Below are 25,154 nucleotides of genomic sequence, written 5' to 3' on the forward strand. Positions count from 1 at the left end.
ATTATAGCCGATGCGGCAGAAGGCGCGTTTCGCCAGGGCGGGGGGCTATGCCAAACTCACCGCATGACCGTGACGCTCGTCGCCCTGCCCGCCATCGCCCTGTACCTGTCCGCCGCCCTGGCGCTGGCGCGTCCCCTCTTCGGCTCCCACGCCCCCATGGGCCGGCTGGCCATGTGGCTGGCGGGCATGGCCGTGATCCTGCACGCCTGGCTGCTGTTGGGCCTGCATCGCGGCACGCTGGATCTTCACTTCTTTGCAGTGCTTTCGCTGGTGGCGTGGGTGGTGTCCGCCATGACCATCGGGGTGAACCTTTTCAGGCCTATCGCTGGCTTGGGCATCTTCATCTTTCCGCTTACGGCCCTATTCGTGGCTCTGGATCCGCTTACGGTCAATTTCACGACCCTGGATGCTTTCGTGGCGCCGACGACAGCGCCGGAGTTGAAGGACTGGCAGATCAAGCTGCACATCACCTTCGCGTTCCTTGGTTTCAGCGTGCTGTCGATCGCCGCGGTGCTGGCGATCCTGCTGGCGATCCAGGAACGCGCCCTGCGGCGCAGCCAGTTCAAGCACTGGCTGCGCGCCCTGCCCCCGCTTACCCTGGCCGAATCGCTGCTGTTCCGCATGATCGCGGTGGGTTTCGCGCTGCTCACGCTCACCCTGCTTACCGGCGTGCTGTTCGTGGACAACCTTTTCGGCCAGCACCTGGTGCACAAGACGGTGCTGTCGATCATCGCCTGGGCGATCTTCGGTGCCCTGCTGCTGGGACGCTGGCGTTATGGCTGGCGCGGCAGCCGCGCGGTGAACCTCACCCTGCTGGGCATGGGAATGCTTTTCCTGGCCTTCATCGGCACGAAGTTCGTGCTGGAGCTGGTGCTGCACCGGACGCTCTGAGGAAGCATCCGGTGCAGCACGGCAGCATTACCTGCCGGACAGGGCCGGAGAACTACGCTTTCGGTTCGCCCTGGCTGGCCGCGGCTGCGGCCGACATCTCGGGTTTGACGGTCAAATGCTTTTGATCGTCGTGTTGACGATGACGTTCGGCGACGTTACTCACCTGGGTTGGAGCAGTCGCATTTTGCCCCGCGGCGGCGGCATTGGGTGCCGCAAGCGAAGCGGCGGTAATGGTGATGGCTGGGATGCTGCATTGTAGTGGCGGCAGAGACATGGTCTGTTTGCTCCTTTGTGTTTGGAGCCATAACGCTACCGCGCGTGCGAACTCGTCGCTTTCAGCTTCCGCCCACATTGAAGTAGGTCAAACCTGACCAAAAACTTCGTCGAGGCGCCCGGAACCTCCACGACGGTCGCTAGCCCATCGCCTGCCCGATCGCATCGCCGAGGCGATCCACAGCGAGGATCTCCATCTCACCGATGTGGGACTTCTTCGGCGCGTTGGCTTTCGGCACGATGGCGCGGCGGAAGCCATGGGTAGCAGCTTCTTTCAGCCGTTCCTCGCCATTGGGGACAGGACGGATTTCACCTGACAAGCCGACCTCACCGAACGCCACCGTCTTCTCAGGCAACGGCCGGTCGCGGAAGCTGGAAAGCACCGCCAGCAATACAGGAAGATCCGCCGCCGTCTCCTGCACGCGGATGCCGCCGACCACATTGACGAAGACGTCCTGGTCGTACACGGCCAGGCCGCCATGTCGATGCAACACCGCCAGCAGCATGGCCAGCCGGTTCTGCTCCATGCCCAGCGCCACACGGCGCGGATTGCCCAGTGATGATTGATCGACCAGTGCCTGCACTTCCACCAACAGGGGACGCGTGCCCTCGCGGGTGACCATCACCGCACTGCCAGAGGTGGGGCCGCTATGGGTGGAAAGGAAAATGGCCGACGGGTTGGGCACCTCGCGCAGGCCCTTGTCGGACATGGCGAACACGCCCAGCTCGTTCACCGCGCCGAAGCGGTTCTTGAACGCGCGCAACACCCGGAAGCGGCTGCCGGATTCACCCTCGAAATAGAGCACCGCATCGACCATGTGCTCCAGAACGCGGGGGCCTGCAATACCGCCTTCCTTGGTGACATGGCCCACCAGGAATACCGAGGTTCCCGTTTCCTTGGCAAAGCGCGTAAGCCGTGCGGCGGATTCGCGCACCTGGCTGACCGAGCCGGGGGCCGCGGTGAGGGTCTCGGTCCAGATGGTCTGGATGGAATCAATCACCAGCACGCGCGGCCGCGTGGCCAGCGCCTGGTCCAGGATGCGTTCGATGCAGGTTTCGGCCAATGCCCGAAGTGGCGCCAGGGGCAGATCCAGGCGCTGGGCGCGGCCGGCGACCTGGGCCAGGGATTCTTCGCCGGTGACATACACGCTGGGCAGGACTACACCGAGCGTGCCGAGCATCTGCAGCAACAGGGTGGACTTGCCGATGCCGGGGTCGCCGCCGATGAGCACGACCGAGCCGTCGACCAGGCCTCCTCCAAGCACGCGGTCGAGCTCGCCGATGCCGGTGGTGGTGCGTGATTCGGCCGTCAGGGCCACTTCGGTGAGCGCGGTGACCTTGGGCGCGCCTGCGGCTTCACCGGCGTAACCGCGACGCGCACCTGCGCCAGCCACCGCCGGTTTGGCCGGCTGCACCACGAATTCGCTCAGTGTGTTCCAGCCATTGCACTCGATGCACTGGCCCTGCCACTTGTTGTGTTCAGCACCGCAATCGGTGCAGACATAGGCGGTTTTCGCCTTGGCCATGGGATCGAATGTCCTGATGAGAGGGGGCGACGATAACGCGATGCGGTCTCAACACGTGAGCCGGCTAGCTGTCATCTTCGACGAACAGCACGCGGCGGGTCATGCCGCATGTGAGGTCGTAGGAGATCGTGCCAGCTTGAGCGGCCACGGTCTCCACGGGAAGCGACTCACCCCAAAGCACGACACGGTCGCCGACCTTGGCATCGGGCGCAGTGCGCAGGTCCAGCGTGATCAGGTCCATCGATACACGGCCCACCAGCGGCACACGCACGCCGCCAACTTCGACAGGCGTACCGGCCGCCGCGCTGCGCGGATAGCCGTCGCCATAGCCGATGGCAGCCACGCCGATGCGCATGTCCTCCGGACAGGTGTAGGTGCCGTTGTAGCCCACCCTTTCGCCGGCGACGACCTGGTTGATCGCCACCAGTCGGGTGGCCAGGGTCATCGCCGGGCGGAATCCGAGATCGCCGCCGGGTTGACCTTCCACGACCGACAGGCCGTAAAGAAGGCCGCCGGTGCGTACCCACTGCCCTTTTGCATCCGGCCAGCCGAGCACGCCTGCGGAATTGGACAGCGATCGGGGAGCGTCGATACCGTCGGTGGCGGCGTGGAAACGCGCCAGCTGTGCAGCAGTAGCCTTGCCGTCGAACACCTCGGACTCGGCAAAATGGGTCATCAGCCCGATCTGCGGATGCACACCGGGCATCGACGCCAGGCGAGCGTGGATGTCGCGCGCCAGTTCCGGGGCGAACCCCAGGCGATGCATGCCGGTATCGATCTTCAGCCACACGCGCAGGCGGCCCCGGTTCGGCTGTGCCTCGGCCAGCAGGGCAAGCTGTGATTCGTGGTGGATGGCAGCCTCGAGCTTCAGCCGCTGCATCTCGGGAATATCGGCGTCGGCGTCGGGGCCTGACAGCACCACGATGCGTTGCCGATGTCCCGCTGCGCGAAGGCGCAGCCCGTCGGCGATGGCGGCCACGGCGAAGGCATCGGCCTCATCATCCAGCGCGCGTGCGACACGCTCCAGGCCATGACCGTAGGCATCGGCCTTGACCACCGCCATCACCTGCGCGGGGGCTGCCAGTTCGCGCAGTCTGCCCAGGTTATGGCGCAGGGCGCCCAGGTGAATGGTAGCGACGGTGGTGCGGCTCATCGGGGTCCTTCAGTGCGACGCCCTTCGATGGTGCAGCGTCCCGTCAATCAAAGCCACCGATGTATGAATCGGGTGCGTAGTTCTCAAACTTGGTGTAGTGGCCCAGGAAAGCCAGCTTCACCGTATCGGTAGGCCCGTTTCGCTGCTTGCCGATGATGATCTCGGCCAAGCCCTTGTCCGGGGATTCCTTGTTGTAGTAATCGTCGCGGTAGATGAACATGATCACGTCGGCGTCCTGCTCGATGGCGCCGGATTCACGAAGGTCGGACATCATCGGGCGCTTGTCGGCACGCTGCTCCAGCGAGCGGTTCAACTGCGACAGTGCGACCACCGGTACATCGAGCTCCTTGGCCAGGGCCTTTAGTCCACGCGAAATTTCTGAAATTTCCGTGGCGCGGTTCTCCTTGTTCCCGGGCACCTGCATCAATTGCAGGTAGTCAATCACGATCAGGCCCAGGCCATGCTCGCGCTGCAGGCGGCGGGCGCGCGAACGCAACTCTACCGGCGACATCGCTGGCGTGTCGTCGATGAATATCTTCGCATCGGACAGCATGGTGATCGCGGAGGTGACCCGCGGCCAGTCTTCCTCGGCCAGGTCGCCGGTGCGCAGATGGCTCTGGTGGATGCGGCCCAACGAGGAAATAAGGCGGAACGCCAGCTGCGATGCGGACATTTCCATCGAGAACACCGCCACCGACTTCTTGCCGCGCATGGCGGCCGCCTCGGCGATGTTCAGGGCAAAGGCCGTCTTGCCCATCGACGGGCGCGCGGCCACGATGACCAGGTCCGACGGCTGCAGGCCGGAAGTGAGTTCGTCAAGATCCGTGAAGCCGGTGGACACGCCGGTCAGCTGGCCGCGGTTCTCGTAGCGCTGGGACAACAGGCGGAAAGCCTCGGAGACTGCCGTGCGCATCGAGACGATATCTTTCTTGCCGCGCGCGCCGCTCTCGGCAATCTTGAATACGCGCTGCTCGGCCAGCTCCATCACTTCCTGGACGCTCTTGCCTTCGGGCCGGTAGCCGTCCTCGGTGATCGCCGTGCCAGCGTCGATCAGCTGCCGCAGCACGGACTTCTCGCGCACGATATCGGCATAGGCAGCGATGTTGGCAGCGCTCGGCGTGGCATTGGCAAGTTCGATCAGGTAGCTGGCGCCACCGACGAGTTCGGCCATGCCGTTGGCCTCGAACCAGTCGCCCAGGGTTACCGCATCGCTTGGCATCCCCTTGTTGGCAAGCTCGGCAATGGCACGCCAGATCAGGCGGTGATCCTTGCGGTAGAAGTCGTCCTCGCCGAGCTTGTCGGCCACCTTGTCCATGGCGTCGGGGGCCAGCATCAGGCCGCCGAGCACAGCCTGTTCGGCTTCCAGGGAATGAGGCGATACGCGCAAGGCCTCGATCGCGGCGTTCTGGGACTTACGTTCGGGAACGAACGACATGCGCTGACCTCGAAGCGGGCGAAGCGCCGCTGGCTATGGGGACGATGATACGCGTCCCGGTCTCACGGACCGAGACAACAAGCTGTGGATAAGCCTGTGTATTGCTGTGGAGTTCCGGTGGATAAAACAGAACGGGCGCCCAAGGGCGCCCGTTCGGCCATGCCAGGCGAGGAAAACTTTACGCTTTCTCGGCTACCACGATGACCTTGACGGTCGCATGGATGTCGGCATGCAGCGAGACGATCACGTCATACTCGCCGGTGTTGCGGATGGGGCCGGCGGACTGGATCACTTCGCTCTTGTCCACGGCGATGCCACGGGCCGTGAGGGCCTCGGCGATGTCACGGGTGGAGACCGAGCCGAACAGCTTGCCTTCGGGGCTGGCGTTCGCGGTGATCGTTACTTCCTGGCCTTCGATCTGGGCCTGGCGACCCTGGGCACCGGACAGGTGCTCCTTCGCCTTGGCTTCGTACTCGGCGCGGCGGGCTTCGAACTGGGCCAGGTTGACGGCCGTGGCGCGGGCAGCCTTGCCGGTGGGCAGGAGGAAGTTGCGGCCGTAACCGGGCTTGACGTTCACCTTGTCGCCAAGGTCGCCCAGGTTCTTCACTTTCTGCAGCAGGATGAGTTCCATGATGATTCCTTTTCGTTAGCGCGGGGCGTGCCCGCGCAGCCGTGATGGCTGTCCGAAATCGATGGACGGGCCCGCCGTGAAGCGGGCCCGAAACATCAGATGTCGTGGTTATCGGTGTACGGCAGGAGCGCCAGGAAACGGGCGCGCTTGACGGCCGTGGCCAGCTGGCGCTGGTAGCGTGCCTTGGTACCGGTGATGCGGCTCGGGACGATCTTGCCGTTCTCGGTGATGTACTGGCGGAGCGTGTTGAGATCCTTGTAGTCGATCTCTTTTACGTTCTCGGCAGTGAAACGGCAGAACTTGCGGCGGCGGAAAAATTTGGACATGTCGGTCTCCTATCAGTCGTCGCTGTCGTCGGCGTCACGGTTGATGCGGCGCTCGCCGTCACCATCGTCGTCGTCACGGCGACGCGAACCCTTGGCGTCGTCCTTTTCCTTGCTCTTGATGATGAAGGAAGGCTCGATATCGGCCTCGTCACGCTTGATCACCAGGTGGCGCAGCACCGCGTCGTTGAAACGGAAGCCGGATTCCAGCTCGTTCAGCGCGTTCTGGCCGACTTCGATGTTCAGCATCACGTAGTGGGCTTTGGCCAGGTTCGCGATGGGGTAGGCCAGCTGGCGGCGGCCCCAATCTTCCAGGCGGTGGATCTTGCCGTTGTCGCCTTCGATCAGCGTTTTGTAACGCTCGATCATGGCCGGCACCTGTTCGCTCTGGTCCGGATGGACCATGAACACGACTTCATAGTGACGCATGTTGTCTCCTTGTGGATGTCACCCCTTCCGGGGATGGCAGCCTCCCGCGGGTGCGGTGAGGCAAGTCTTACCGTCCAGGCGGACGGCAGCCCACAATAGTAGCGTCAAAAGCCCGTGATGGGCAAGCGGCGGTTCAGGCCTTGTCGACCGAGAAGCTCTCGCCACAGCCGCATTCGCCCACGGCGTTGGGGTTGTGGAAGACAAAGGATGCGTTCAGGCCCTGGCGCTGGAAGTCGATCAGGGTGCCGTCGACCAACGGCAGGCTGGTATCGCTGACCACCAGGGGGATGCCCTCGATATCGAGTACCTGGTCGCCCTCGGCCACGCCTTCGGCCAGGTCCACCACGTAGCCGAAACCTGAACAGCCCATTTTTCTCACGCCAAAACGCACACCGGCGGCTCCGGGACTGGAGGCCAGGAAGCTACGCATGCGCTCGCTGGCGGCGGGAGTGATGGAAATGCTCATGGACGGGTCTTCTGCTGCACTGCATTAGATTATCATGCGGGGTCTTCTTGCGCCCATTTGGGGGCGGCTCGCATGGAGTTTCAAGCAATGACGGTAGTTAGCGTCAAACAGGCCCTGGCCGGCAAGGCGGCCGATGGTGCGTCCCTGGAAGGGCGCCAGGTGACCGTGCGCGGCTGGGTGCGCACCCGCCGCGATTCCAAGGCTGGGCTGTCGTTCGTGAACCTGACCGACGGTTCCTGCTTCGACCCGATCCAGGTCGTGGCCGCCAATACCCTGCCCAACTACGACACCGAGGTGCTGCACCTCACCGCCGGGGCGGCTTTCATCGCCACCGGCACCCTGGTGCCCTCCCAGGGCAAGGGCCAGGCCTTCGAGCTGCAGGCAACCGGCATTGAAGTGACCGGCTTCGTCGACGACCCGGAAACCTACCCGATCCAGCCCAAGCAGCACTCGATGGAATTCCTGCGCGAGGTAGCCCATCTGCGCATCCGCACCAACCTCTTCGGTGCGGTCTCCCGTGTGCGCCACACCATGATGATGGCGATCCACCGGTACCTCACCGAACAGGGTTTCATCTGGGTCAACACGCCGATCGTCACCACCTCCGACGCCGAGGGCGCCGGCGACATGTTCCGGCTGTCCACCCTGGATCTGGCCAACCTCCCCCGCGATGCGGAAGGCAAGATCGACTTCCGGAAGGATTTCTTCGGCCGGGAAGCGTTCCTTACGGTATCGGGCCAGCTCAACGTCGAGGCCTACGCCATGGCGATGAGCAAGGTGTACACCTTCGGCCCCACCTTCCGCGCCGAGAACTCCAACACCCCTCGCCACCTGGCCGAGTTCTGGATGGTGGAACCGGAGTTCGCCTTCGCCGACCTCAACGACAACGCCGACCTCGCCGAGGGTTTCCTGAAGGCCATCTTCAAGACCATCCTGGACGAGCGCGGCGATGACATGGCGTTCTTCGCCGAGCGCGTGCAGCCGGATGCCATCTCGCGCCTGGAAGCCTTCATCAGCCAGCCGTTCGAACGCATCGACTACACCGAAGCGGTTGAAATCCTGCGCAACTGCGGCCAGAAGTTTGACTATCCCGTGGCCTGGGGCGTGGACCTGCAGACCGAGCACGAGCGTTACCTGGCCGAGAAACACATCGGCCGCCCGGTGGTGGTGATGAACTATCCCGAGGCAATCAAGTCTTTCTATATGCGCCTGAACGACGACGAGCGCACGGTGGCGGCAATGGACGTGCTGGCACCGGGTATCGGCGAGATCATCGGCGGAGCCCAGCGCGAAGAGCGCGTGGACTACCTCGACCGGCGCATGGCGAAATTCGGCCTGGATGCAAATACCTACGCCTGGTACCGCGACCTGCGCCGCTACGGCACCGTTCCCCATGCCGGTTTCGGCCTGGGGTTCGAGCGCCTGCTGGTGTACGTGTGCGGCCTTGCCAACATCCGCGACGCCATTCCTTATCCACGTGCGGCAGGGACAGCCGAGTTCTAGACCCTTTAAGCCCATGCATCTACGACCGATCCAACTTGCCCTCACTATCGCCGGCCTGCTTGCCCTGGCCGGCTGCCACGCCATCGTGCCGCCGAACCTGCGAGCGCCGGCGCAGAACCAGGAGGCCGGCCTTGATGCGGCGAAGAAAAAGCTCAACGACGCCTCGGCGTGCTGCAGCACCTTCGCCGATTTCTCTTTCCAGGACATGCTGCCGCCGGAGCCACGCCGTTTCGTCGTCAACGACTCAAGCCCGGTGGCCAACCTCAATGGGGAGCAAAGCTATTTCCTGGCTTTCCGCCTGCCCACCACGGCGAAGCTACCGTACAACATCGGCGTGAAGGCCGAGCTCAACGGCCGCTGGATGCATTCGTCGTATCTCTTCGCACCCACCCTGGTGGTGCTCGATGAAGCCTTCCAGCCGATCGACTCGAAAGACCTCCAGCTTTGTGAGTACATGGGCTGGACGTCCGAAACCAGCGGCGCCTTCGGTGAACTCACCGTGCAGAACGACAAGGCCCGGTACCTGGTGGTGTATACCTCGCCCAAGCAACTGGAAGCCCAGACTTATTGGGAGCAATCACCCGCGGCATTCTCGGCCGAGGCGCCGGTGAAGATGACCACGGCGGGCAGTTTCAAGATCCCTCACGGCCCGGACGGCGTGGTATTCGTGGGCATGCAGAGCGACAGCTACCGCCGGGCGATCAAGAACGGCGTCTGCGACAAGACCCCGCAGGGCAACGGCGTGATCTCCACCCTGCGCGACACCATCCCGAAGATCCTCAAGGATGTCGGTACATGAGCAACCCGGGCTCCGCTGTCCTGCTGCTGGCGCTCTATGGCGGCCTGCTGCTGGCCGGCGTGATCTGCTTCCTGCTGCACTTCTTCGCCCAGTACCGCATCGCCGGCATCCTGCGTACGCACTACCCCGACCAGTGGCGCATCATCGCGGTGCCCGAAGAAGGTCGCGGCAATCCCCTGCGTACCTGGGCGCGCCTGCAGCACGTGTTGCGGTCAGCAGCCCCGGCGCTGTTTGAGAACCGCCAGCTCAACCGCTGGCACGGCATCTGGAAGCTCACGCCCTGGCTTGCCTGGCCATGCTGGCTGGCCGCGCTGGCGTTGCAGTACACCGCTCACTGACAATGGGCGGGTCACCGCCTTAAGCAAAGGAAGCGTCGATGGAGCTGGACCTTACCGGGCGCCACGCGCTCGTCTGTGGAGCGTCGCAGGGCATCGGGCGCGCCACTGCGCACGAGCTCGCTTTGCTCGGCGTTACCGTTACCGCCCTCGCCCGTTCGGACACTGCCCTTGCCAACATGGTCGCTGCCCTGCCCCGGCCAGCCGGGCAAAAGCATGACCACGCAGTGGCCGACATGGGCGATACCGAAGGGCTACGCGCGGTGGTCCAGGCCATCGTCGCCGCTGCGCCCGTGCACATCTTGATCAACAATTCCGGCGGACCGCCAGGCGGTCCGGCCCATGCCGCTTCCACCGAAGCCTATGCCGATGTGTTCCGGCAACACTTGATCGGCGGCCAGGTGTTAATCACCACCGTACTGCCGGGCATGCGCGCCGCACATTTTGGCCGAGTGGTGAACATCATCTCCACTTCGGTGAAGGAGCCACTGGCGAACCTTGGCGTATCGAACACCGTGCGTGCTGCCGTGGCGGGCTGGGCAAAAACGCTCGCCGGTGAAATCGCCGCCGACGGCATCACCGTAAACAATGTACTGCCGGGCTATACACGCACGCAGCGCCTTGCGGGCCTGGTCGAGGCCAGCCAGCGCAGCACTGGCAAGGACGCCAGCGAGATCGAGCGAGGCATGCTGGCCCATGTGCCTGCCGGCCGTTTCGGCGAGGCCAGCGAAGTGGCTGCCGTGGCGGCTTTCCTGTGCACCCCGGCTGCGGCCTACGTCAACGGCGTCAGCATCGCGGTCGATGGTGGCCGCACGCGGTCGCTGTCATGAGCATGGTGACCCTTGGCAACCTCATCGGTGGTTACGCACGCGCGCCGCGCGAGGGCGCGTATCTGGATGTGTTCGAGCCTGCCACCGCCCGGGTATTCGCGCGCTGTCCGGCGTCGACACGGGCAGACCTCGACGATGCCGTAGCTGCGGCAAACAGCGCTGCGCCCGCGTGGGCCGCCACGCCGCTGGACGCGCGCGCTGCCATCCTGCATCGCCTTGCCGATCTGTTAGAGGCTGATCTGGAATCGTTCGCCGCGGCAGAGTCGCGGGACAACGGCAAGCCGCTGGCGCTGGCGCGGAACCTGGACATCCCCCGCGCGGTGGCCAACTTGCGTTTCTTCGCCGCGGCCATCACCCAATGGAGCAGCGAAGCCCATCCGATGCCTGGTGGCACGCTGAACTACACACTACGCCAGCCGCTGGGCGCAGTGGCCTGCATCAGCCCCTGGAACCTGCCGCTTTACCTCTTCACCTGGAAGATTGCGCCCGCGCTGGCCGCGGGCAATACGGTAGTGGCCAAGCCGTCGGAAGTGACCCCGCTCACGGCGTGGATGTTCGGCGAACTGGCAGCCAAAGCCGGCCTGCCCGATGGTGTACTCAATATCGTGCACGGCCATGGCACCGACATCGGCGACCACCTGGTGGGGCATCCGGGCATCAAGGCGGTGTCGTTTACCGGCAGCACACGCACAGGCCGCTCGATTGCCGCCATCACTGCGCCGTTGTTCCGCAAGACCTCGCTTGAACTGGGCGGCAAGAACGCCACCATCGTCTTCGACGACGCGCGGATCGACGATGCGCGGCTGGATACCATCGTGCGTTCGGGGTTCGCCAACCAGGGCGAGATCTGCCTGTGCGGTTCGCGCCTGCTGGTTCAGCGCTCCATCTACGACAGCTTTCGCCAACGCTACCTGGAACGCGTTCGCGCGCTGACAGTGGGCGATCCATTGCACGCAGACACCGATCTCGGCGCATTGGTGTCCCAAGCGCACTTCCGCAAGGTAATCGACGCAATCGCCACGGCGCGCGGCGAAGGTGGCACGGTGGCCTGCGGTGGAAACATCGTGCACGTCGAAGGCCGATGCGCGGAGGGCTGGTTCATCGAACCCACGGTGATCGAAGGGCTGGGCGCGGACACTGCCACCAATCGCCAGGAGATCTTCGGCCCTGTCGTTACGCTTATTCCTTTTGACGACGAAGCCGAGGCCATTGCGCTGGCCAATACCAGCGACTACGGCCTTGCCGCTTCGCTCTGGACCGACGACCTCTCGCGGGCGCACCGGGTGTCCGCGAAGCTTGCCACCGGCATCGTCTGGGTCAATTGCTGGATGCTGCGCGACCTGCGCACGCCGTTCGGCGGTGTCAGGCAATCAGGACTGGGGCGCGAGGGCGGTGTGGAAGCCCTGCGGTTCTTTTCCGAAGCAAAGAATGTCTGCATCGCCATGGAGTCCCCGCACGCATGAGTACGGTGAATACCGACAACGCACCCAGGCCCGTCGGCGCCTATCCCCACGCGCGGCGCGTGGGCAACCTGCTTTTTCTTTCAGGCGTCGGTCCCAGGCGCGCCGCGGACAACGCAGTGCCGGGGAATGTCTTCGATGAACACGGCACGCTGGTGGGCTACGACATCCAGTCCCAGTGCGAGCAGGTGTTCGCCAATGTGCAGGCGGTACTTGAAGCCAGCGGCGCCACCATCGCGAACCTGGTGGACATCACCGTGTACCTCACCGACATGACGCGCGACTTCGCCACGTATAACGCGGCTTATGCAAAGTTCTTCACGGGTGTCGACGCCTGTCGGACGACGGTCGGCATCGATTGCCTGCCCACGCCGATCGCCATCGAACTGAAGTGCGTGGCCTGGATCGACAGCTAGCAACGCAGCTACCAGCGAAGCACGCGCGGCCCGATGACCGCGCCGACGGCCGCGGGAATGAGCATGCCGGCCAGGTACCAGATGGCCCAGAACGGCGGTGCCATTTCCGGACAGTGCAGGCAATACGCCAGCGTGGCGGTAGCGCCGCCAACCAGGCCCGTAGCGGCACCGGCAAGGCGCAGCCGCACCGGTGCCATGCTGCGTACCGCCCAGAACATGGCGATGCAGGCGGGAATGGACAGTACCGCGATCAACGGCGGGCAAACCTTCCAGGTATGCCCCAGCTCCAGCGCCAGGCGTGTGCCAGCGGGTGCTTGTGCCAGTACGAAAGCCGCCACGCCCCAGACCAGTACCACGGGCGTTGCCAGTGCCGCCCAGCTACCGCCCATGGGCAAGCCGGGTCGTGACAGGCGTAATGTCACCAGCAGCGCCGTGGCCAGCATGGCCAGTGCGAAGGCTACCTTCGCCCAGAACAGGCCGCCGTGCACCACCGTGGCAAGATCGGGACGAACGCCCAGGCCAACGGCCATCAGCAACACCGCCGCAATGATGCCGGCCAATAACGCCAGGGTGAAGCGGCGCGCCGGCATGGCGCGGTCCACCGCCGGACTTTCGGCAGCGAGCATGTCAATCAGGTTTTCAGTTTTCATGCCTCCCCCCGGATGCGCGCGGCAAGCGCTTTCAATCCACGATGGACACCCACTTTTACCGCCGATTCGGAAAGACCGGTGGCTCGCGACGCTTCGGCCACGGACAGCCCCTGCAGCTTGACGAAGACGATCGGCAGGCGATGGCGGTCGGGCAAAGTGTCAAGCAAGCGGGAAATGTCGCGGCGGGCGTCGGCGGGCTCGACATCGGATGCGACGAAGATCCGGTCGTCGTCTGCGTTGATCGGATCGTGCAGGGCCTCGCGGCGTGAATGGGCGCGGAAAAAATCCATCAGTTTGTAGCGCGCGATGGCATGCAGCCATGCGGTGAGCGGTTGTCCATCGTGATAGGTATGGCGCGCATTGTGCACCGCCAACAGGATCTCCTGCAGGATGTCTTCGACGTCGTCCTGCGCCCTTGGAAGGCGCCGGCGAAGATACGCGCGCATGTGCCCACTGAGGCCGTCGAGGAACCGGCGGTATTCCAGGGCGTCGCCGGCAAGCCCGGCAACAAAACACTGCTTGAGCGTAATCTCCGCCACCGCCACGGAAGGCGACAGGCTACCTGTGTTCATGGGCACTTCCATCCCTGTCTGCGGGACGACACCGAAATCAACTTATGCATGGGGATGAGCCAGTGTACTTACCATCGTAGCAATCGCGGTCCGAGCAATGCCCCGGCGCCAGTGGGCAGCAACATCCCCAGCACGTACCAGGTGGCCCAGAACGGCGGCGCCATCTCGGCACAATACAGGGTATATACCAGCACCGCCTGGGCCCCCGCCAGCAGGCCTGCCACTGCACCGGCCAGGGACAACCGGGTCGGTGCCAGACCGCGCATGGCCCAGAACGTAGCGATGAAGCTCGGCAGCGAAAGCGAGACCACGTTGAACGTGCACACGCGCCAGGTCTGGCCCAGCACCAATTGCGTGCGCAGATGCGGCGGCGCCGATGCGATCACATAAGCCGCCGCTGCCCAGACGGCGAAGAGGGGTACGGCAAGCATGATCCAGCCAAGCCGCGTGCGCGCCCCCGGCCGCGAGACGCGGCTACAAAGCACAAGGGCTCCCACGCCAACCGCCGCCGGAAAGGCAGCCTTCAGCCAAAAGGCGGGGGAGTCGATCACCAGGTCCATGTCCGGCCGCGTGCCGCCGACCAACAGCACGGCCAATGTCGCCACCAGCATGCCGCACGCGACCGACCATGCCAGCCGGCGTGCAACGACGTGGCGATCCACCGGACGTACTTCGGCGGCAAGGCTGGCGATGAGGTCCCGCGTCTTCATTATTGGCTTCCGGTGTATTCGATGGTGAGTTCGTTGGATCGTTCCCGACGGTTACAGGACGGCGCAACGAATTTCGACGCAACGATCTGTAACCGACTCGCGTCCACGTCCGAATTCACCGCTGCATCCCCGTAACCGTGGGATAGCCCTCCCCCCTTGATTGGAGATTCCTGATGAAAGCTCGCCACATGACGTCCATCGCCCTCGCCCTGGCTACCCTGGTCTCGACCGCTGCCTTCGCCGATGACCACAACGCCGCCAAGCCCAAGGTCGAGAAGTGCTGGGGCGTGGCCAAGGCCGGCCATAACGACTGCGCCGCCGGTGCAGGCACCACGTGCGCGGGCACTTCGAAGGCCGATTACCAGGCCAACGCCTGGAAGAACGTGCCCGCCGGCACCTGCACCGCGATCACCACGCCCAAAGGCCACGGCTCGCTGACCAAGGTCGGCGCCTGACAAGGACACGGCCGCCGGCATGCCGGCGGCCGTCCTGGAAAGAAGGGCAATCCCATGCGCACCTCCCTCCTTGGCGCTGGCCTCGGTCTGAAGCTTGAGCATTTTCCCGAGGCGCTGGACGCGACCGCTGAAGGACTATGGTTCGAGGTACATCCGGAAAACTACATGGTTGATGGCGGTCCGCGGCGGCTGGCACTTCAATCACTGGCGGCAAGGCACCCGCTGTCGCTGCACGGTGTATCACTGTCCCTGGCCGCTGATGTCGCGCCCGACGCCGCCCACCTGGCACGATTGCGTGAGTTGGTGCAACGCGTGCAGCCTGTGCTGGTGTCCGAGCACCTGGCGTGGTCCACCTGGCGCGGCGAGTACGCGCCGGACCTGCTGCCCTTCCCGCGCAACCACCAAGCACTCGCCCGTATCACCGACAACATCCAGCGCACACAAGAAGCACTGGGTCGCGCCATTTCGGTGGAGAACCCTTCGCACTACGTGCACCTGGATGGGCACGATTTCAGCGAAACCGATTTCCTGACGGAGCTTGCACGCCGCAGCGGATGCGGCCTGTTGCTGGACATCAATAACGTCCATGTCAGTGCACGGAACCTGGGCACCGATGCCCTTGGCTATCTGGACGCATTCCCGGTGGAGGCAGTCACCGAAATCCACCTTGCCGGGCATGCGCAGGATCCCGTGTTGGGGCCGGCCCTGTTGGTGGATTCCCACGATGCGCCCGTCGGCGATGAGGTCTGGCAACTCTTCCGCCATGTCATCGCCCGCGTGGGAGCCGTGCCCGTGCTGATCGAACGCGACGGCAACATACCATCGTGGGAGGAACTGATGCGTGAGCGCGCCATGGCGGCCCAGTGGCTGCCTGCGAAAAGGCAGGCAGCATGAACGTTTCCCTCGCCGCGTTCCAGGACCACTTCATCGATGCCATCCGTGGTGACGGGGCGCCCGCATCTGCGCTTTCGGCACAGGCTGGCTTCGCGGTCTATCGAAACACCTGGATGAAGGCCTGTGTCGATGCCCTCGAGGCGAATTTCCCTGCTGTGGCGTGCCTGGTGGGACGGGACTGGTTCCGGTCGGTAGCTGCCCTGTATGCCAGCGGATCGATGCCTTTGGACGGACGCCTGATCGGCTATGGGGAAAACTTTGCCGATTTCCTCGAAACCATCGAAGCCGCCAGCGACATTCCCTACCTCGCGGACGTTGCAAGGCTGGACTGGCTGTTGCTGGCGTCATCACATGCCACGGACGCACCGACCCTGGAACCGGACACCCTGCTGAACATGTCGGCACGGGACCTCGGCCGCTGCGAATTGCACCTGCATCCCTCGGTGCGTTGGCAAAGCTCAGCCTTTCCTTCGCGCAGCATCTGGGAGGCCAGCCGCGTCGGCCACGCCGTCCAGGGCGACCTTCACTGGACGGGTGAAGCCACGCTCATCGTGCGACGGACAGACCGTGTCCACACCACCGCGATAGACCAGGCCACCTGCGATCTTCTCCAGGCCATCCAGGCAGGTCATGCGCTCGGGGCATCGATGAACGTGGCCCGCCATTCACACCACGCCGCGCGCCTGGACATGGCGCTGGTGCAACTGATCACCACGGGCGCCTTCACCAACGCCACCCTCCCACCATCCGCCAAGGATCTCCCATGACCGACACCACCATTCAACCGATGCGCAGCAGCCTGGCCGCGCGCTGGAACCACCTCTGCGACTGGGTATCGGATGTGGTCGGCCACTCGTTTCTTGCCCTGCTGGCGCGTTTTTCCATCGCCGCGATCTTCTTCCAGTCCGGACGCACCAAGGTCGAAGGCTTCCTTACCATCACCGACAGCACGTACCAACTGTTCCAGGACGAATACAAAATTCCCCTCGTGCCACCGGACATCGCCGCGCACATGGCGGCCTACGCCGAGACGTTCATTCCGGTGTTGCTGGTGCTGGGACTGGCCACGCGGCTTTCCGCGCTTGCCTTGCTAGGCATGACCACGGTGATCGAAGTGTTCGTGTATCCCGACGCCTGGCCGACCCATCTTTCGTGGGCCGCCTTGTTGATCTACCTTGTGGCCCGCGGCGGTGGCAAGTGGTCGGCCGATCGCGCGCTTCGAATCAGCTGATGATTTTTTTTAAGGCGGTGTAACCGCCGGCATCGAGTCCACGAATTCATGCACGCCAATCGGCATCAACCCACGCTGGAGATACATCCATGAACCATACCGCTACCTATGGCATCGCTGCCGCCGCCGCCATCTTCGCCGTCGCCGCCGTCAGCCCGGCGCAGGCTGCCGAGCATGACGTCAAGGTCGTGCACTGCTACGGCATCAACAGCTGCAAGGGCACGTCGGATTGCAAATCCGGCAACCACGAGTGCAAGGGCCAGAATTCCTGCAAGGGCCAGGGCTTCAAGGCCGTGTCGGTGAAGGAATGTTCGGCCCAGGGTGGCAGCACCACCCCGCCGGCGGGCTGATCGAAGACCAGGCCCGGACGGACAACCGTCCGGGCTCCTTTTTTTGAGGAGCCCACCATGCAGCGCGATGCGATCACGCCCTTCCAAGGATTCGGCATTGGCCTGCGGCCGCCCCACTACGATGCCTTCCTGGCGGCACCCCAGCCGGTGGACTTCGTCGAAGTGATTTCCGAGAACTTCATGGTCGATGGTGGCCGCCCGCTCGATGTACTGGCGCGCGTGCGCGGGCAATACCCCGTCGCCCTGCACGGCGTATCGCTGAACATCGGCGCCGTCGACGGCATCGATGTCGGCTATGTGCGTCGACTGCGCCAGCTGGTCGATCGTGTCGACCCGCTATGGGTGTCCGACCACCTGTGCTGGACAGGTGTCGACGGTTTCAATTCACACGACCTGCTCCCCCTACCCTACAGCGAAGAAGCGCTGGCCGTGGTCTGCACCAACATCGACCGCGTGCAGGACATCCTGGGACGGGCATTACTGCTTGAAAACCCATCCACCTACATTGCGTTCCCCGGTATGGCCATGACCGAGGCCGCCTTTCTTTCCGCGATGTGCCAAGCCACCGGTTGCCACCTTCTCCTGGACGTCAACAATATCTATGTCAGCGCGATCAACCACGGCTTCGATACGGCGCAATGGTTTGTCGATCTTCCCTGGGAGCGCGTTCGCCAGGTTCACCTGGCCGGCCACAGCCAGGGCGAGCACATGTTGATCGACACGCACGATGCGCCCGTGCCGGCGGCGGTGTGGGATCTCTATGCGCGTGCCTGTGAATACATGGGCGACGTCGCCACGATGATCGAGCGCGACGACCACATCCCGCCCCTGCCCGAACTGCTCGCCGAGGTTGCCGCGGCGCGCACGATCGCCGGCGGAACCGCATGCCACCGAAGCACCCGCGCGGCATGAATCTCAGGGATATGCAGCGGTCATTCAGCGCCCACCTGCAGGGTGCAGACCCATTGCCTGCGGGCGCCACCCCGGAAGGCATGGCCGTCTATACCCACGCCTATCGCAGCCAGCTCAAGCAATGCCTGCGCGAGACCTTCGAGAAAACCCGCTTGTGGATCGGCGATGCTGCGTTCGACGAAGCCGCCGACGTTTATATCCGGCTGCATCCACCTCACGCCTGGACCCTGGACGCCTATGGCGATGGCTTCACCGCCCACCTGGATCATGCCTGGCCACGGGATCCAGACGTAGGTGAACTGGCGTGGCTCGACTGGACATTGCGCCGTGCATTCGCCGGCCCCGACCAGGCACCTGTTGCCATGGCCGCACTGGTCAATATCGATTGGGACCAGGCGGTTCTAACCTTCGCACCGACCCTGCGTTGGCGCCACGTGCAGAGCAACGTGGCGGCGATCTGGCGCGCGATGGACGAGGACAGGATTCCATCCACCTCGCCAACCGAAACGACCCCACCAGCGCTCCGCGTCTGGCGCCATGGACTATCCACACGGTTTGCCAGCATGCCGGTTGAAGAGGCCACTTGCCTGGACCTGGCCACGATGGGCGCGAGCTTCGGGGAAATCTGCATCGATCTTGCTCGTCGCACCGGCGAAGAGGCGGCTACCACCGTGGCGGGTGCGATGCTGGGTGACTGGTTGCGCAACGGCATGGTCGTCGCGGTCGCCTGAAGACGCAAAAAAACCCCCGGCCTCGCAGCCGGGGGTTTCACCGGTGCCGCAGTTTCGGTTACTTGCCGCTGGTGCTGGCAGAGGCTGCCGCATCCGACTTGGTCTTCGAGGTCTTGGCCTTGTGCTTCTTGTGCTTGGCGGGAGCGGTTGAAGAACTGGAACTGGCAGTGGTACCCGACTTGGCGGCGGCGTCCGCCTGCGGGGCGGCCAGCACGGCGCCCGAAAGGGCAAAACTCGCCACGAGGAGGGAAGCGATCGCAAGCTTGCGCATGATCTGAGTGCCTTAGGTTGGAAGGTGTCGCGGACCCGGTCGGAACCCGACGCCTCGGGCGGCGCGACAGGGCCTAACCTGCGCCGTCAAAGGCGTACGCACAATGAACAAACCTGAAGGCATTCAGCTTCCGTTCCTTGAAAAAACGCCTTTTTAATCAATAACGTAAGTTATTGCGAAGCACCCGCTGCAGCTTGGGCGAAGCCGATGCACGCCTGCAGCAGGGGATGAAGGATTTTCTTCAATCCGGCAGCCTTGATTTCGTCATAGGCGAAAGTTTTCTCGTCCATGTAATTGACCTGCGCCAGTTCCAGTTGCACCGCGTGCACGCCCTGGCCGGGGTTGCCGTAAGCGCGCGTGATATAGCCGCCCTTGAAGCGCCCGTTGACCACATGCGTGTAGCGGTCCTGGCCTTCCAGCTGCGTCGCGAGTGATGCCTGCAGCGACGGATCGCAACTGACGCCATCGGCCGTGCCCAGGTTCAGGTCCGGCAGCCGTCCTTCGAACAGCATCGGCACCACGGCACGGATTGAATGGCCTTCCCACAGCACGATGCGTTCGTGTACATCGCGCATGCGTGCGATCTCGCTGGCGAGCGCTGTGTGGTAAGGCCGCCAGTACTGGTTGACGCGTGCGGCGGTTTCATCCGGACCCACAGCTTCGCCGTCACGATAGATCGGGGCGCCGTCGAACATCATCGTGGGCACCAGGCCAGTTTCGGTGCGCCCGGGATACAACGCGTGTCCGTCGGCGGGCCGGTTGAGGTCCACGACGTATCGCGAGGCCAATGGCTTGATCACACTGGCGCCCAGGCCGATGGCAAAGTCGTAGAGGAGATCGACATGCCAATCCGAATCCGGTGAAACCTGCGCCAGCGGATGCATGCGTTCGGTAATGTCGACGGGAATGAAACTGCCGTTGTGCGGCAGGCTCACCAGCAGTGGCGCGGTGCCGCGGTGCAACTGGAACGTTTCCATGGTCTACCTTCCAACTAGGCGGTGCGAGCATTCAGGAGCACCAGCTCCTCGCTCGATGTCGGGTGGATGGCCACCGTAGCGTCGAAATCCTTCTTGCATGCGCCAAGGCGCAAGGCAACGGCGAAGCCCTGCATGATCTCATCGGCTTCAACGCCGAGCATGTGCAGGCCCACCACGCGTTCATCTGGCCCAGCGCAGATCATGCGGATCAGCGAGCGCTCGCTGCGCCCGGCCAGGGCGAACTGCATGGGTACGAAACTGCCGTGGTAAACGGTGACGGCATCGCCATGCACTTGTCGCGCCTCAACTTCGGTCAGGCCCACGGTGCCCAGTGGAGGATGGGAAAACACCACGCTGGGAATGTAATCGGGGTCGACGTGGGCATCGGGCTTGCCGCAGAACAGACGGTCGGCCAGGCGCCGGCCCGCCTGCACGGCCACTGGCGTCAGGGCCTTGGCCTGGGTGACGTCGCCGATGGCATGCAAGCCCGGCACGCAGGTGTCCTGGTAGCGGTTGACCACGATATGGCCCCCTGCATCACACTCCACGCCAAGGCCCTCCAGCCCGATATCCGATGAATTGGGGTCGCGGCCCACGGCCCACATCAGTGCATCGTAGGGACCGGGCTGATCGCCCTTGTCGCAGGTCAATCGCAGTTGCGCGCCTTCACGGCGAACGTCCTGGATCTGGCAGCCATAGTTGATGTCGATGCCATGGCCAACCATGTGCTCACCCAGCGCATAGGCCATGGGCTCATCGAAGCCGCCCATCAGGCGGTTGCGCACATAAAGCGTAACGTCGCTGCCGAGCGCGCGCAGGACCCCGGCCAGTTCCACCGCGATATACCCACCGCCGACGATGGCCGTGCGGCGGGGACATTCGCGCAGCTCGAAGAAGCCATCGGACACCATGCCCAGGTCAAAGCCCGGTGTGTCCAGCCGGCGCGGCCGCGCGCCGGTAGCGACGACGATGTGCGGGGCTGACAATGTGCGCGTGCCGGTGGTGACACGGTCGGCGGCAATCAATGTGCCGCGGGCGGCGATCATGTGCACGTGCGTTTCGGCCAGGGTCTTGCGATAGCCGGCGTGGATGCGATCGATGTAGGCCTGGCGGCGGCGGATGAAAGCCGGCCAGTCCAGGCGGCCGTCACCTACATCCTTGAAGCCGTAGTCCCGCGCCAGGCCGAAGCCGTCGGATATTTGCGCGGCATACCACATGGCCTTCTTCGGTACGCAACCCACATTCACGCAGGTCCCGCCGATGACGCCGTCATCAAGTATCGCCACGCGAGCCCCGTGGCGGCCGGCGCGGATGGCGGCGGCAAGGCCACCGGATCCCGCACCCAGCACGATCATGTCGAACGATTCGATTTCCATGGGCACTAGTGTCCCTGATTGAGTCGATAAGGTGGGACGCTATAGACCACTTCTCATCGATTCACTCAAGAGGTTGACGCAAGCCATTGTTTTGATAAGCTCAGGTCAACGCCACTGACGTTGCGCACGATGGGCTATCGCGCCTGCACCACTGCCACGCGAAACCACCGCTCCACGCTTGTCCGGGCGCTGGCCGTACTTTCACTGGCGCTTCTTGCCGCCTGCTCGTCATCCCCCAGCCGTTCGCCCTCCCACCCCATGAACCTGGGCTGGTCCAACGAGCGTGCCGCCGCGCCGCCACCGGACGCCGCCAACGACGTACTCTTCCGCGCCATCGGCCTGGTCGGCACGCCCTATCGCTGGGGCGGCAACACGCCAGCGGGCGGCTTCGACTGCAGCGGCCTGGTGGGTTACATCTACAAGACGTCCACTGGCGTGATGTTGCCCCGCACCTCACAGGAAATGGCGGGAGCGGGCCGCGAGCGCGTGGATGCCGGAGACCTCGCCAGCGGCGATCTGGTGTTCTTCGGTAGCCGGGGTTCGGTAAGCCACGTAGGCATCTATGTCGGCAAGGGCCGCTTCGTCCATGCGCCCAACAGTGGCGGCACCGTGCGCCTGGACAATCTGGACGGCCCTTACTGGAAAGACCACTTCGTATACGGACGGCGCGTCCTTTAGGCCGTCCTGCTTAACGGGTCGCTGAACGATCACCGTCAATCATATTGCGCACAATTTAATTGTGCGCTATTGTTCGAAACATGAGACCGCTCGACAACCACCTTTGCTTCGCCCTCTATGCCGCCTCCCGCGCCATGACAGCCGGTTACCGCGGCCCGTTGTCCGAATTGGGCCTTACCTATCCGCAGTTCATCGTCATGGTGGTGCTTTGGCAAACTGATGGTGTGACGGTGGGTGAACTGGGCAAGCAGCTGCAACTGGACAGCGGTACCCTCACCCCACTGCTGAAGCGTCTGGAGCAGGCGAACCTGGTGACGCGCCAACGCAATGCCGACGACGAGCGCGAACTCATCGTCACCCTTACCGAAGATGGCCATGCGCTTCGGCACAAGGCAAATGACGTTTCCGAACAGGTGTTCTGCCGCACCGGCCTTGAAGAAAGCGCTGCCATGCAGCTGCTGGGCGATCTGCACGACCTTACCGCCCGGCTTCGCACCAACAACCCCGTCTAACCCCCCACTGAAAGGAACCCCCCATGAGCGTCAGCAAGATTCTTTACACCGCCACCGCCACGGTTAGCGGCGGCCGCGACGGCCACGCCAAATCCAGCGACGGCGTGATCGACATCGACCTGAGGACCCCGAAGGAGCTGGGCGGTGCCGGCGCCGTCGGCAGCAACCCGGAGCAGCTGTTCGCCGCCGGGTATGCGGCCTGTTTCGAAAGCGCCACGCGCCACGTCGCCCGTGAGAAAAAGATCGCCCTGAAGGATGCATCGGTCACCGCCCATGTCGGCATCGGTCCGCGTGAACCGACCGGTTTCGGCCTCAAGGTAAAGCTTGACGTACACCTGGAAGGCGTGGACAAGGCCACCGCACAGGAACTGGTGGACACCGCCCACCGCGACATCTGCCCGTACTCGCACGCCACGCGCGGCAACGTCGACGTTGAGATCGCGCTGGTCTGATCGATCTTTCGGCAACAAAAAAGGCGCCCTTAGGCGCCTTTTTTGTTGTTGCCGGCTAGCTCAGGATATCAATGTTCGCCGTCGCCCTTCGGATGAGCGTGGCCGTGCTTGAGCTCTTCTTCGGTGGCGTCGCGTACCAGATCGACATCGATGGCGAAGGTGAGTGTCTTGCCAGCCATCGGATGATTGAGGTCCACGTCGATCGTGGTCATGCCCACCTTCTGTACCGTCACCACGCGCTGGCCGCCTTCCTTCAGCGCAAGCACGATGGTCTGGCCGACCTTGGCTTTGGCAGCGTTCGGGACGTACTTCTTGGGCACGCGCTGGGTCTGGCCGTCGCGGCGCTCGCCGTAGCCCTGCTCGGGCGCGATGGTGACTTCGAAGGTGTCGCCCGCGGACTTGCCTTCAAGGCCGGCTTCAAGGCCCGGGATCAGCTGGCCGTGGCCGAGCAGGATCCACAACGGTTCACCGCCTTCGCGGGAGGTTTCCACTTTCTCACCGTCGACGGTGAGGGTGTAGTGGAACGAGATGACCTTGTCCTTCGCAGCCTGCATGGGGATGTTCTCTGGGGTGCAAACCGGTCATGTTAGCGGCTGGGTGGTGCCCAAGTCACGTCGACGGGGCTTTACGCCCGGTGCCGAAACCCACGCCGCGGGCCTCCGGGCCGAATCCGGCCAGGAGGGCAAGGATCACTGCCACCACGGCAATCCACAGCCCCATGGCAAAGGCCAGGTCGCCGCCATGCCAGTCGGCAATCAGCAGCTGGGCGTTGCCGGTGTAGGCGGCCAGCAGGTTGCCGATCTGATAGGCAAAGCCCGGCAGCGTGCCGCGTACGCCATCGGGCGACAGCTCGTTCAGGTGCGTTGGCACCACGCCCCAGGCGCCCTGCACCATCACCTGGATCAGGAAGGCACCGATCGCCAACAGCAGCAGCGAACCACCATGCATCCACAGCGGAATCACCGGGATCGCCAGCAAAGCTGCGATCACCATAGCCCGACGCCGGCCAATGCGTTCGGACCAGGCGCCAAAGCACAGGCCGCCGACCATCGCCCCCAGGTTCAGCATGGCCACCAGCATGAAGGCTGCGCCCGACCCTGTCGGCAGGTGCAGGCTCTTCTCCTCAAAGGTGTGATAGAGATCCTGCGAGCCGTGGCTGAACATGTTGAAGGCAGCCATCAACAAGGTCATGTAGATCGCCAGCTTCCAGTGGCCGCGCATCGATTCGGTGAGGCTGCGCTTGCCGTGCTCGGCGCGGCTTGCCTCCCATACAGGGGATTCGGGCACCGAGCGGCGGATGTAGAGCACCAGCAAGGCAGGCGCCGCGCCGACCACGAACAAGCCGCGCCAACCGATATGGTCGATCAGCAGCCAGTTGGCCAGGGCACCGAGGAAGAAACCGCAGGGATAGCCGCTTTGCAGCAACCCGGAAACCAGGCCACGCGCCTTGGGCGGTACCGACTCCATCGCGAGCGAGGCACCCAGGCCCCACTCGCCGCCCATCGCCACGCCGAAGAAGAAGCGCAGTACCAGCAGCATGGTGAGCGAAGAGGAAAACGCGGTCGCCAGTTCGAAGGCGGAAAACAGGATCACATCGAGCATCAGGATCGGGCGGCGCCCGAAACGGTCGGCCAGGCGGCCAAACAGCAAGGCGCCGATCGGACGCGCCGCCAGCGTAAGGAACAGGCCGAAGGTCACTTCCTTGGGCGAAACCTTGAACTCGTTGGAGATGCCGACGATGACGAAGGTCAGCAGGAAATAGTCGAATGCGTCGAGCGTCCAGCCGAGAAAACTTGCAAGGACCGTGTGCCGCTGGGTCCGATCCAATTCTCGCAGGGGGGAAAGGAACGACATGATCAGCCTTGTTGACCGACGGAGGCCCGGGGAAGTGTAACCGGGTGCGGGGCATTGAT

Annotated in this window: 33 protein-coding genes; 17 read left to right on the forward strand and 16 right to left on the reverse strand. The window is 64.0% G+C overall.

The annotated features are described in order from the left end of the window. The first annotated feature begins 63 nt into the window (after positions 1-63). Complete coding sequence (locus VGM61_RS10725) at positions 64-891, forward strand: cytochrome C assembly family protein (RefSeq protein ID WP_331522800.1); 828 nt, start codon at positions 64-66, stop codon at positions 889-891. 52 nt (positions 892-943) lie between these two features. Here the strand turns inward: VGM61_RS10725 and VGM61_RS10730 are convergent, their stop codons facing one another. From VGM61_RS10730 to VGM61_RS10765, 8 genes are all read right to left on the reverse strand, one after another. Then, positions 944-1,165, reverse strand: a complete 222-nt coding sequence (locus tag VGM61_RS10730) for a hypothetical protein (protein WP_331522801.1) — start codon at positions 1,163-1,165, stop codon at positions 944-946. 139 nt (positions 1,166-1,304) lie between these two features. Beyond that, positions 1,305-2,690 (reverse strand): DNA repair protein RadA, encoded by a 1,386-nt coding sequence (gene radA / locus VGM61_RS10735; protein WP_331522802.1) that lies wholly within the window; start codon positions 2,688-2,690, stop codon positions 1,305-1,307. A 64-nt stretch (positions 2,691-2,754) separates the two neighbouring features. Continuing rightward, a complete protein-coding gene (gene alr, locus VGM61_RS10740) occupies positions 2,755-3,843 on the reverse strand; it encodes an alanine racemase (RefSeq protein WP_331522803.1) in 1,089 nt (362 codons plus the stop codon). A 43-nt stretch (positions 3,844-3,886) separates the two neighbouring features. After that, entirely contained in the window at positions 3,887-5,278 is a 1,392-nt protein-coding gene (locus VGM61_RS10745) for a replicative DNA helicase (RefSeq protein ID WP_331522804.1), read from the reverse strand. 178 nt (positions 5,279-5,456) lie between these two features. Further along, positions 5,457-5,909: a 50S ribosomal protein L9 gene (rplI, locus tag VGM61_RS10750; protein WP_331522805.1), complete on the reverse strand. Its 453-nt coding sequence runs from the start codon at positions 5,907-5,909 to the stop codon at positions 5,457-5,459. A gap of 95 nt (positions 5,910-6,004) precedes the next feature. Then, positions 6,005-6,235 (reverse strand): 30S ribosomal protein S18, encoded by a 231-nt coding sequence (gene rpsR, locus VGM61_RS10755; protein WP_250623437.1) that lies wholly within the window; start codon positions 6,233-6,235, stop codon positions 6,005-6,007. A 12-nt stretch (positions 6,236-6,247) separates the two neighbouring features. Then, the gene (rpsF, locus tag VGM61_RS10760; RefSeq protein WP_331522806.1) at positions 6,248-6,661 is read right to left on the reverse strand and encodes a 30S ribosomal protein S6; all 414 of its coding nucleotides are present in this window, start codon (positions 6,659-6,661) and stop codon (positions 6,248-6,250) included. Between the two features lie 133 nt (positions 6,662-6,794). Continuing rightward, a complete protein-coding gene (locus tag VGM61_RS10765) occupies positions 6,795-7,127 on the reverse strand; it encodes an iron-sulfur cluster assembly accessory protein (RefSeq protein WP_331522807.1) in 333 nt (110 codons plus the stop codon). An 87-nt stretch (positions 7,128-7,214) separates the two neighbouring features. Between VGM61_RS10765 and asnS the strand changes: the two genes are divergently transcribed. Genes asnS through VGM61_RS10795 form a run of 6 tightly spaced genes read left to right on the forward strand, consistent with a single transcriptional unit; the run spans position 7,215 to position 12,470 of the window. Beyond that, positions 7,215-8,630, forward strand: a complete 1,416-nt coding sequence (gene asnS, locus VGM61_RS10770; RefSeq protein ID WP_331522808.1) for an asparagine--tRNA ligase — start codon at positions 7,215-7,217, stop codon at positions 8,628-8,630. Between the two features lie 13 nt (positions 8,631-8,643). Continuing rightward, positions 8,644-9,429, forward strand: a complete 786-nt coding sequence (locus VGM61_RS10775) for a MalM family protein (RefSeq protein ID WP_331522809.1) — start codon at positions 8,644-8,646, stop codon at positions 9,427-9,429. Next, a complete protein-coding gene (locus tag VGM61_RS10780) occupies positions 9,426-9,767 on the forward strand; it encodes a hypothetical protein (RefSeq protein WP_331522810.1) in 342 nt (113 codons plus the stop codon). Before VGM61_RS10775 ends, VGM61_RS10780 begins: the two co-directional genes overlap by 4 nt. A 38-nt stretch (positions 9,768-9,805) precedes the next feature. Then, positions 9,806-10,594, forward strand: a complete 789-nt coding sequence (locus tag VGM61_RS10785) for an SDR family NAD(P)-dependent oxidoreductase (RefSeq protein WP_331522811.1) — start codon at positions 9,806-9,808, stop codon at positions 10,592-10,594. Beyond that, positions 10,591-12,057 carry an aldehyde dehydrogenase gene (locus VGM61_RS10790; RefSeq protein ID WP_331522812.1) on the forward strand — a complete coding sequence of 489 codons (1,467 nt, stop codon included), beginning with the start codon at positions 10,591-10,593 and terminating at the stop codon, positions 12,055-12,057. Before VGM61_RS10785 ends, VGM61_RS10790 begins: the two co-directional genes overlap by 4 nt. Next, the gene (locus VGM61_RS10795; RefSeq protein ID WP_331522813.1) at positions 12,054-12,470 is read left to right on the forward strand and encodes a RidA family protein; all 417 of its coding nucleotides are present in this window, start codon (positions 12,054-12,056) and stop codon (positions 12,468-12,470) included. The genes VGM61_RS10790 and VGM61_RS10795 overlap by 4 nt, the downstream gene beginning before the upstream one ends. 8 nt (positions 12,471-12,478) lie before the next feature. Here VGM61_RS10795 and VGM61_RS10800 read toward each other — a convergent pair whose 3' ends face one another. From VGM61_RS10800 to VGM61_RS10810, 3 genes are all read right to left on the reverse strand, one after another. Next, positions 12,479-13,120 (reverse strand): DUF1109 domain-containing protein, encoded by a 642-nt coding sequence (locus VGM61_RS10800; RefSeq protein ID WP_331522814.1) that lies wholly within the window; start codon positions 13,118-13,120, stop codon positions 12,479-12,481. Beyond that, complete coding sequence (locus VGM61_RS10805; RefSeq protein WP_331522815.1) at positions 13,117-13,692, reverse strand: sigma-70 family RNA polymerase sigma factor; 576 nt, start codon at positions 13,690-13,692, stop codon at positions 13,117-13,119. Before VGM61_RS10805 ends, VGM61_RS10800 begins: the two co-directional genes overlap by 4 nt. 68 nt (positions 13,693-13,760) lie before the next feature. Beyond that, the gene (locus VGM61_RS10810) at positions 13,761-14,402 is read right to left on the reverse strand and encodes a DUF1109 domain-containing protein (protein WP_331522816.1); all 642 of its coding nucleotides are present in this window, start codon (positions 14,400-14,402) and stop codon (positions 13,761-13,763) included. A 173-nt stretch (positions 14,403-14,575) separates the two neighbouring features. Here VGM61_RS10810 and VGM61_RS10815 point away from each other — a divergent pair, with 173 nt between their 5' ends. The 7 genes from VGM61_RS10815 to VGM61_RS10845 all read left to right on the forward strand — a co-directional run bounded on the left by VGM61_RS10815 (position 14,576) and on the right by VGM61_RS10845 (position 18,975). Further along, positions 14,576-14,857 (forward strand): DUF2282 domain-containing protein, encoded by a 282-nt coding sequence (locus VGM61_RS10815; protein WP_331522817.1) that lies wholly within the window; start codon positions 14,576-14,578, stop codon positions 14,855-14,857. 54 nt (positions 14,858-14,911) lie between these two features. Continuing rightward, entirely contained in the window at positions 14,912-15,751 is an 840-nt protein-coding gene (locus tag VGM61_RS10820) for a DUF692 domain-containing protein (protein ID WP_331522818.1), read from the forward strand. Continuing rightward, positions 15,748-16,518 (forward strand): DNA-binding domain-containing protein, encoded by a 771-nt coding sequence (locus tag VGM61_RS10825; RefSeq protein WP_331522819.1) that lies wholly within the window; start codon positions 15,748-15,750, stop codon positions 16,516-16,518. Before VGM61_RS10820 ends, VGM61_RS10825 begins: the two co-directional genes overlap by 4 nt. Next, the gene (locus tag VGM61_RS10830; RefSeq protein ID WP_331522820.1) at positions 16,515-16,982 is read left to right on the forward strand and encodes a DoxX family protein; all 468 of its coding nucleotides are present in this window, start codon (positions 16,515-16,517) and stop codon (positions 16,980-16,982) included. The genes VGM61_RS10825 and VGM61_RS10830 overlap by 4 nt, the downstream gene beginning before the upstream one ends. Before the next feature lie 89 nt (positions 16,983-17,071). Next, complete coding sequence (locus tag VGM61_RS10835) at positions 17,072-17,332, forward strand: hypothetical protein (protein WP_331522821.1); 261 nt, start codon at positions 17,072-17,074, stop codon at positions 17,330-17,332. Between the two features lie 57 nt (positions 17,333-17,389). Then, complete coding sequence (locus VGM61_RS10840; RefSeq protein ID WP_331522822.1) at positions 17,390-18,244, forward strand: DUF692 domain-containing protein; 855 nt, start codon at positions 17,390-17,392, stop codon at positions 18,242-18,244. Further along, the gene (locus VGM61_RS10845) at positions 18,217-18,975 is read left to right on the forward strand and encodes a DNA-binding domain-containing protein (protein ID WP_331522823.1); all 759 of its coding nucleotides are present in this window, start codon (positions 18,217-18,219) and stop codon (positions 18,973-18,975) included. The genes VGM61_RS10840 and VGM61_RS10845 overlap by 28 nt, the downstream gene beginning before the upstream one ends. A 58-nt stretch (positions 18,976-19,033) precedes the next feature. Here the strand turns inward: VGM61_RS10845 and VGM61_RS10850 are convergent, their stop codons facing one another. From VGM61_RS10850 to gorA, 3 genes are all read right to left on the reverse strand, one after another. Beyond that, positions 19,034-19,246 carry a hypothetical protein gene (locus tag VGM61_RS10850; protein WP_331522824.1) on the reverse strand — a complete coding sequence of 71 codons (213 nt, stop codon included), beginning with the start codon at positions 19,244-19,246 and terminating at the stop codon, positions 19,034-19,036. Between the two features lie 170 nt (positions 19,247-19,416). Next, the gene (hutG, locus tag VGM61_RS10855; protein WP_331522825.1) at positions 19,417-20,223 is read right to left on the reverse strand and encodes an N-formylglutamate deformylase; all 807 of its coding nucleotides are present in this window, start codon (positions 20,221-20,223) and stop codon (positions 19,417-19,419) included. A 14-nt stretch (positions 20,224-20,237) separates the two neighbouring features. Next, on the reverse strand, positions 20,238-21,599 hold the full coding sequence (gorA, locus tag VGM61_RS10860) for a glutathione-disulfide reductase (protein ID WP_331522826.1): 1,362 nt from the start codon (positions 21,597-21,599) through the stop codon (positions 20,238-20,240). Between the two features lie 129 nt (positions 21,600-21,728). Here gorA and VGM61_RS10865 point away from each other — a divergent pair, with 129 nt between their 5' ends. The 3 genes from VGM61_RS10865 to VGM61_RS10875 all read left to right on the forward strand — a co-directional run bounded on the left by VGM61_RS10865 (position 21,729) and on the right by VGM61_RS10875 (position 23,241). Further along, positions 21,729-22,277, forward strand: a complete 549-nt coding sequence (locus tag VGM61_RS10865; RefSeq protein ID WP_331522827.1) for a C40 family peptidase — start codon at positions 21,729-21,731, stop codon at positions 22,275-22,277. Positions 22,278-22,357: 80 nt separating this feature from the next. After that, entirely contained in the window at positions 22,358-22,789 is a 432-nt protein-coding gene (locus VGM61_RS10870) for a MarR family transcriptional regulator (protein WP_331522828.1), read from the forward strand. 23 nt (positions 22,790-22,812) lie between these two features. Then, a complete protein-coding gene (locus VGM61_RS10875) occupies positions 22,813-23,241 on the forward strand; it encodes an organic hydroperoxide resistance protein (protein ID WP_331522829.1) in 429 nt (142 codons plus the stop codon). 68 nt (positions 23,242-23,309) lie between these two features. On the opposite strand, the gene VGM61_RS10880 is transcribed toward VGM61_RS10875, so the two are convergent. Beyond that, a complete protein-coding gene (locus tag VGM61_RS10880) occupies positions 23,310-23,795 on the reverse strand; it encodes a peptidylprolyl isomerase (protein ID WP_331522830.1) in 486 nt (161 codons plus the stop codon). 55 nt (positions 23,796-23,850) lie between these two features. Then, complete coding sequence (locus VGM61_RS10885) at positions 23,851-25,095, reverse strand: MFS transporter (RefSeq protein ID WP_331522831.1); 1,245 nt, start codon at positions 25,093-25,095, stop codon at positions 23,851-23,853. Between the last annotated feature and the right edge of the window lie 59 nt (positions 25,096-25,154).

This window comes from Pinirhizobacter sp., assembly GCF_036499745.1.
Classification (GTDB): Bacteria; Pseudomonadota; Gammaproteobacteria; order Xanthomonadales; family Rhodanobacteraceae; genus Pinirhizobacter.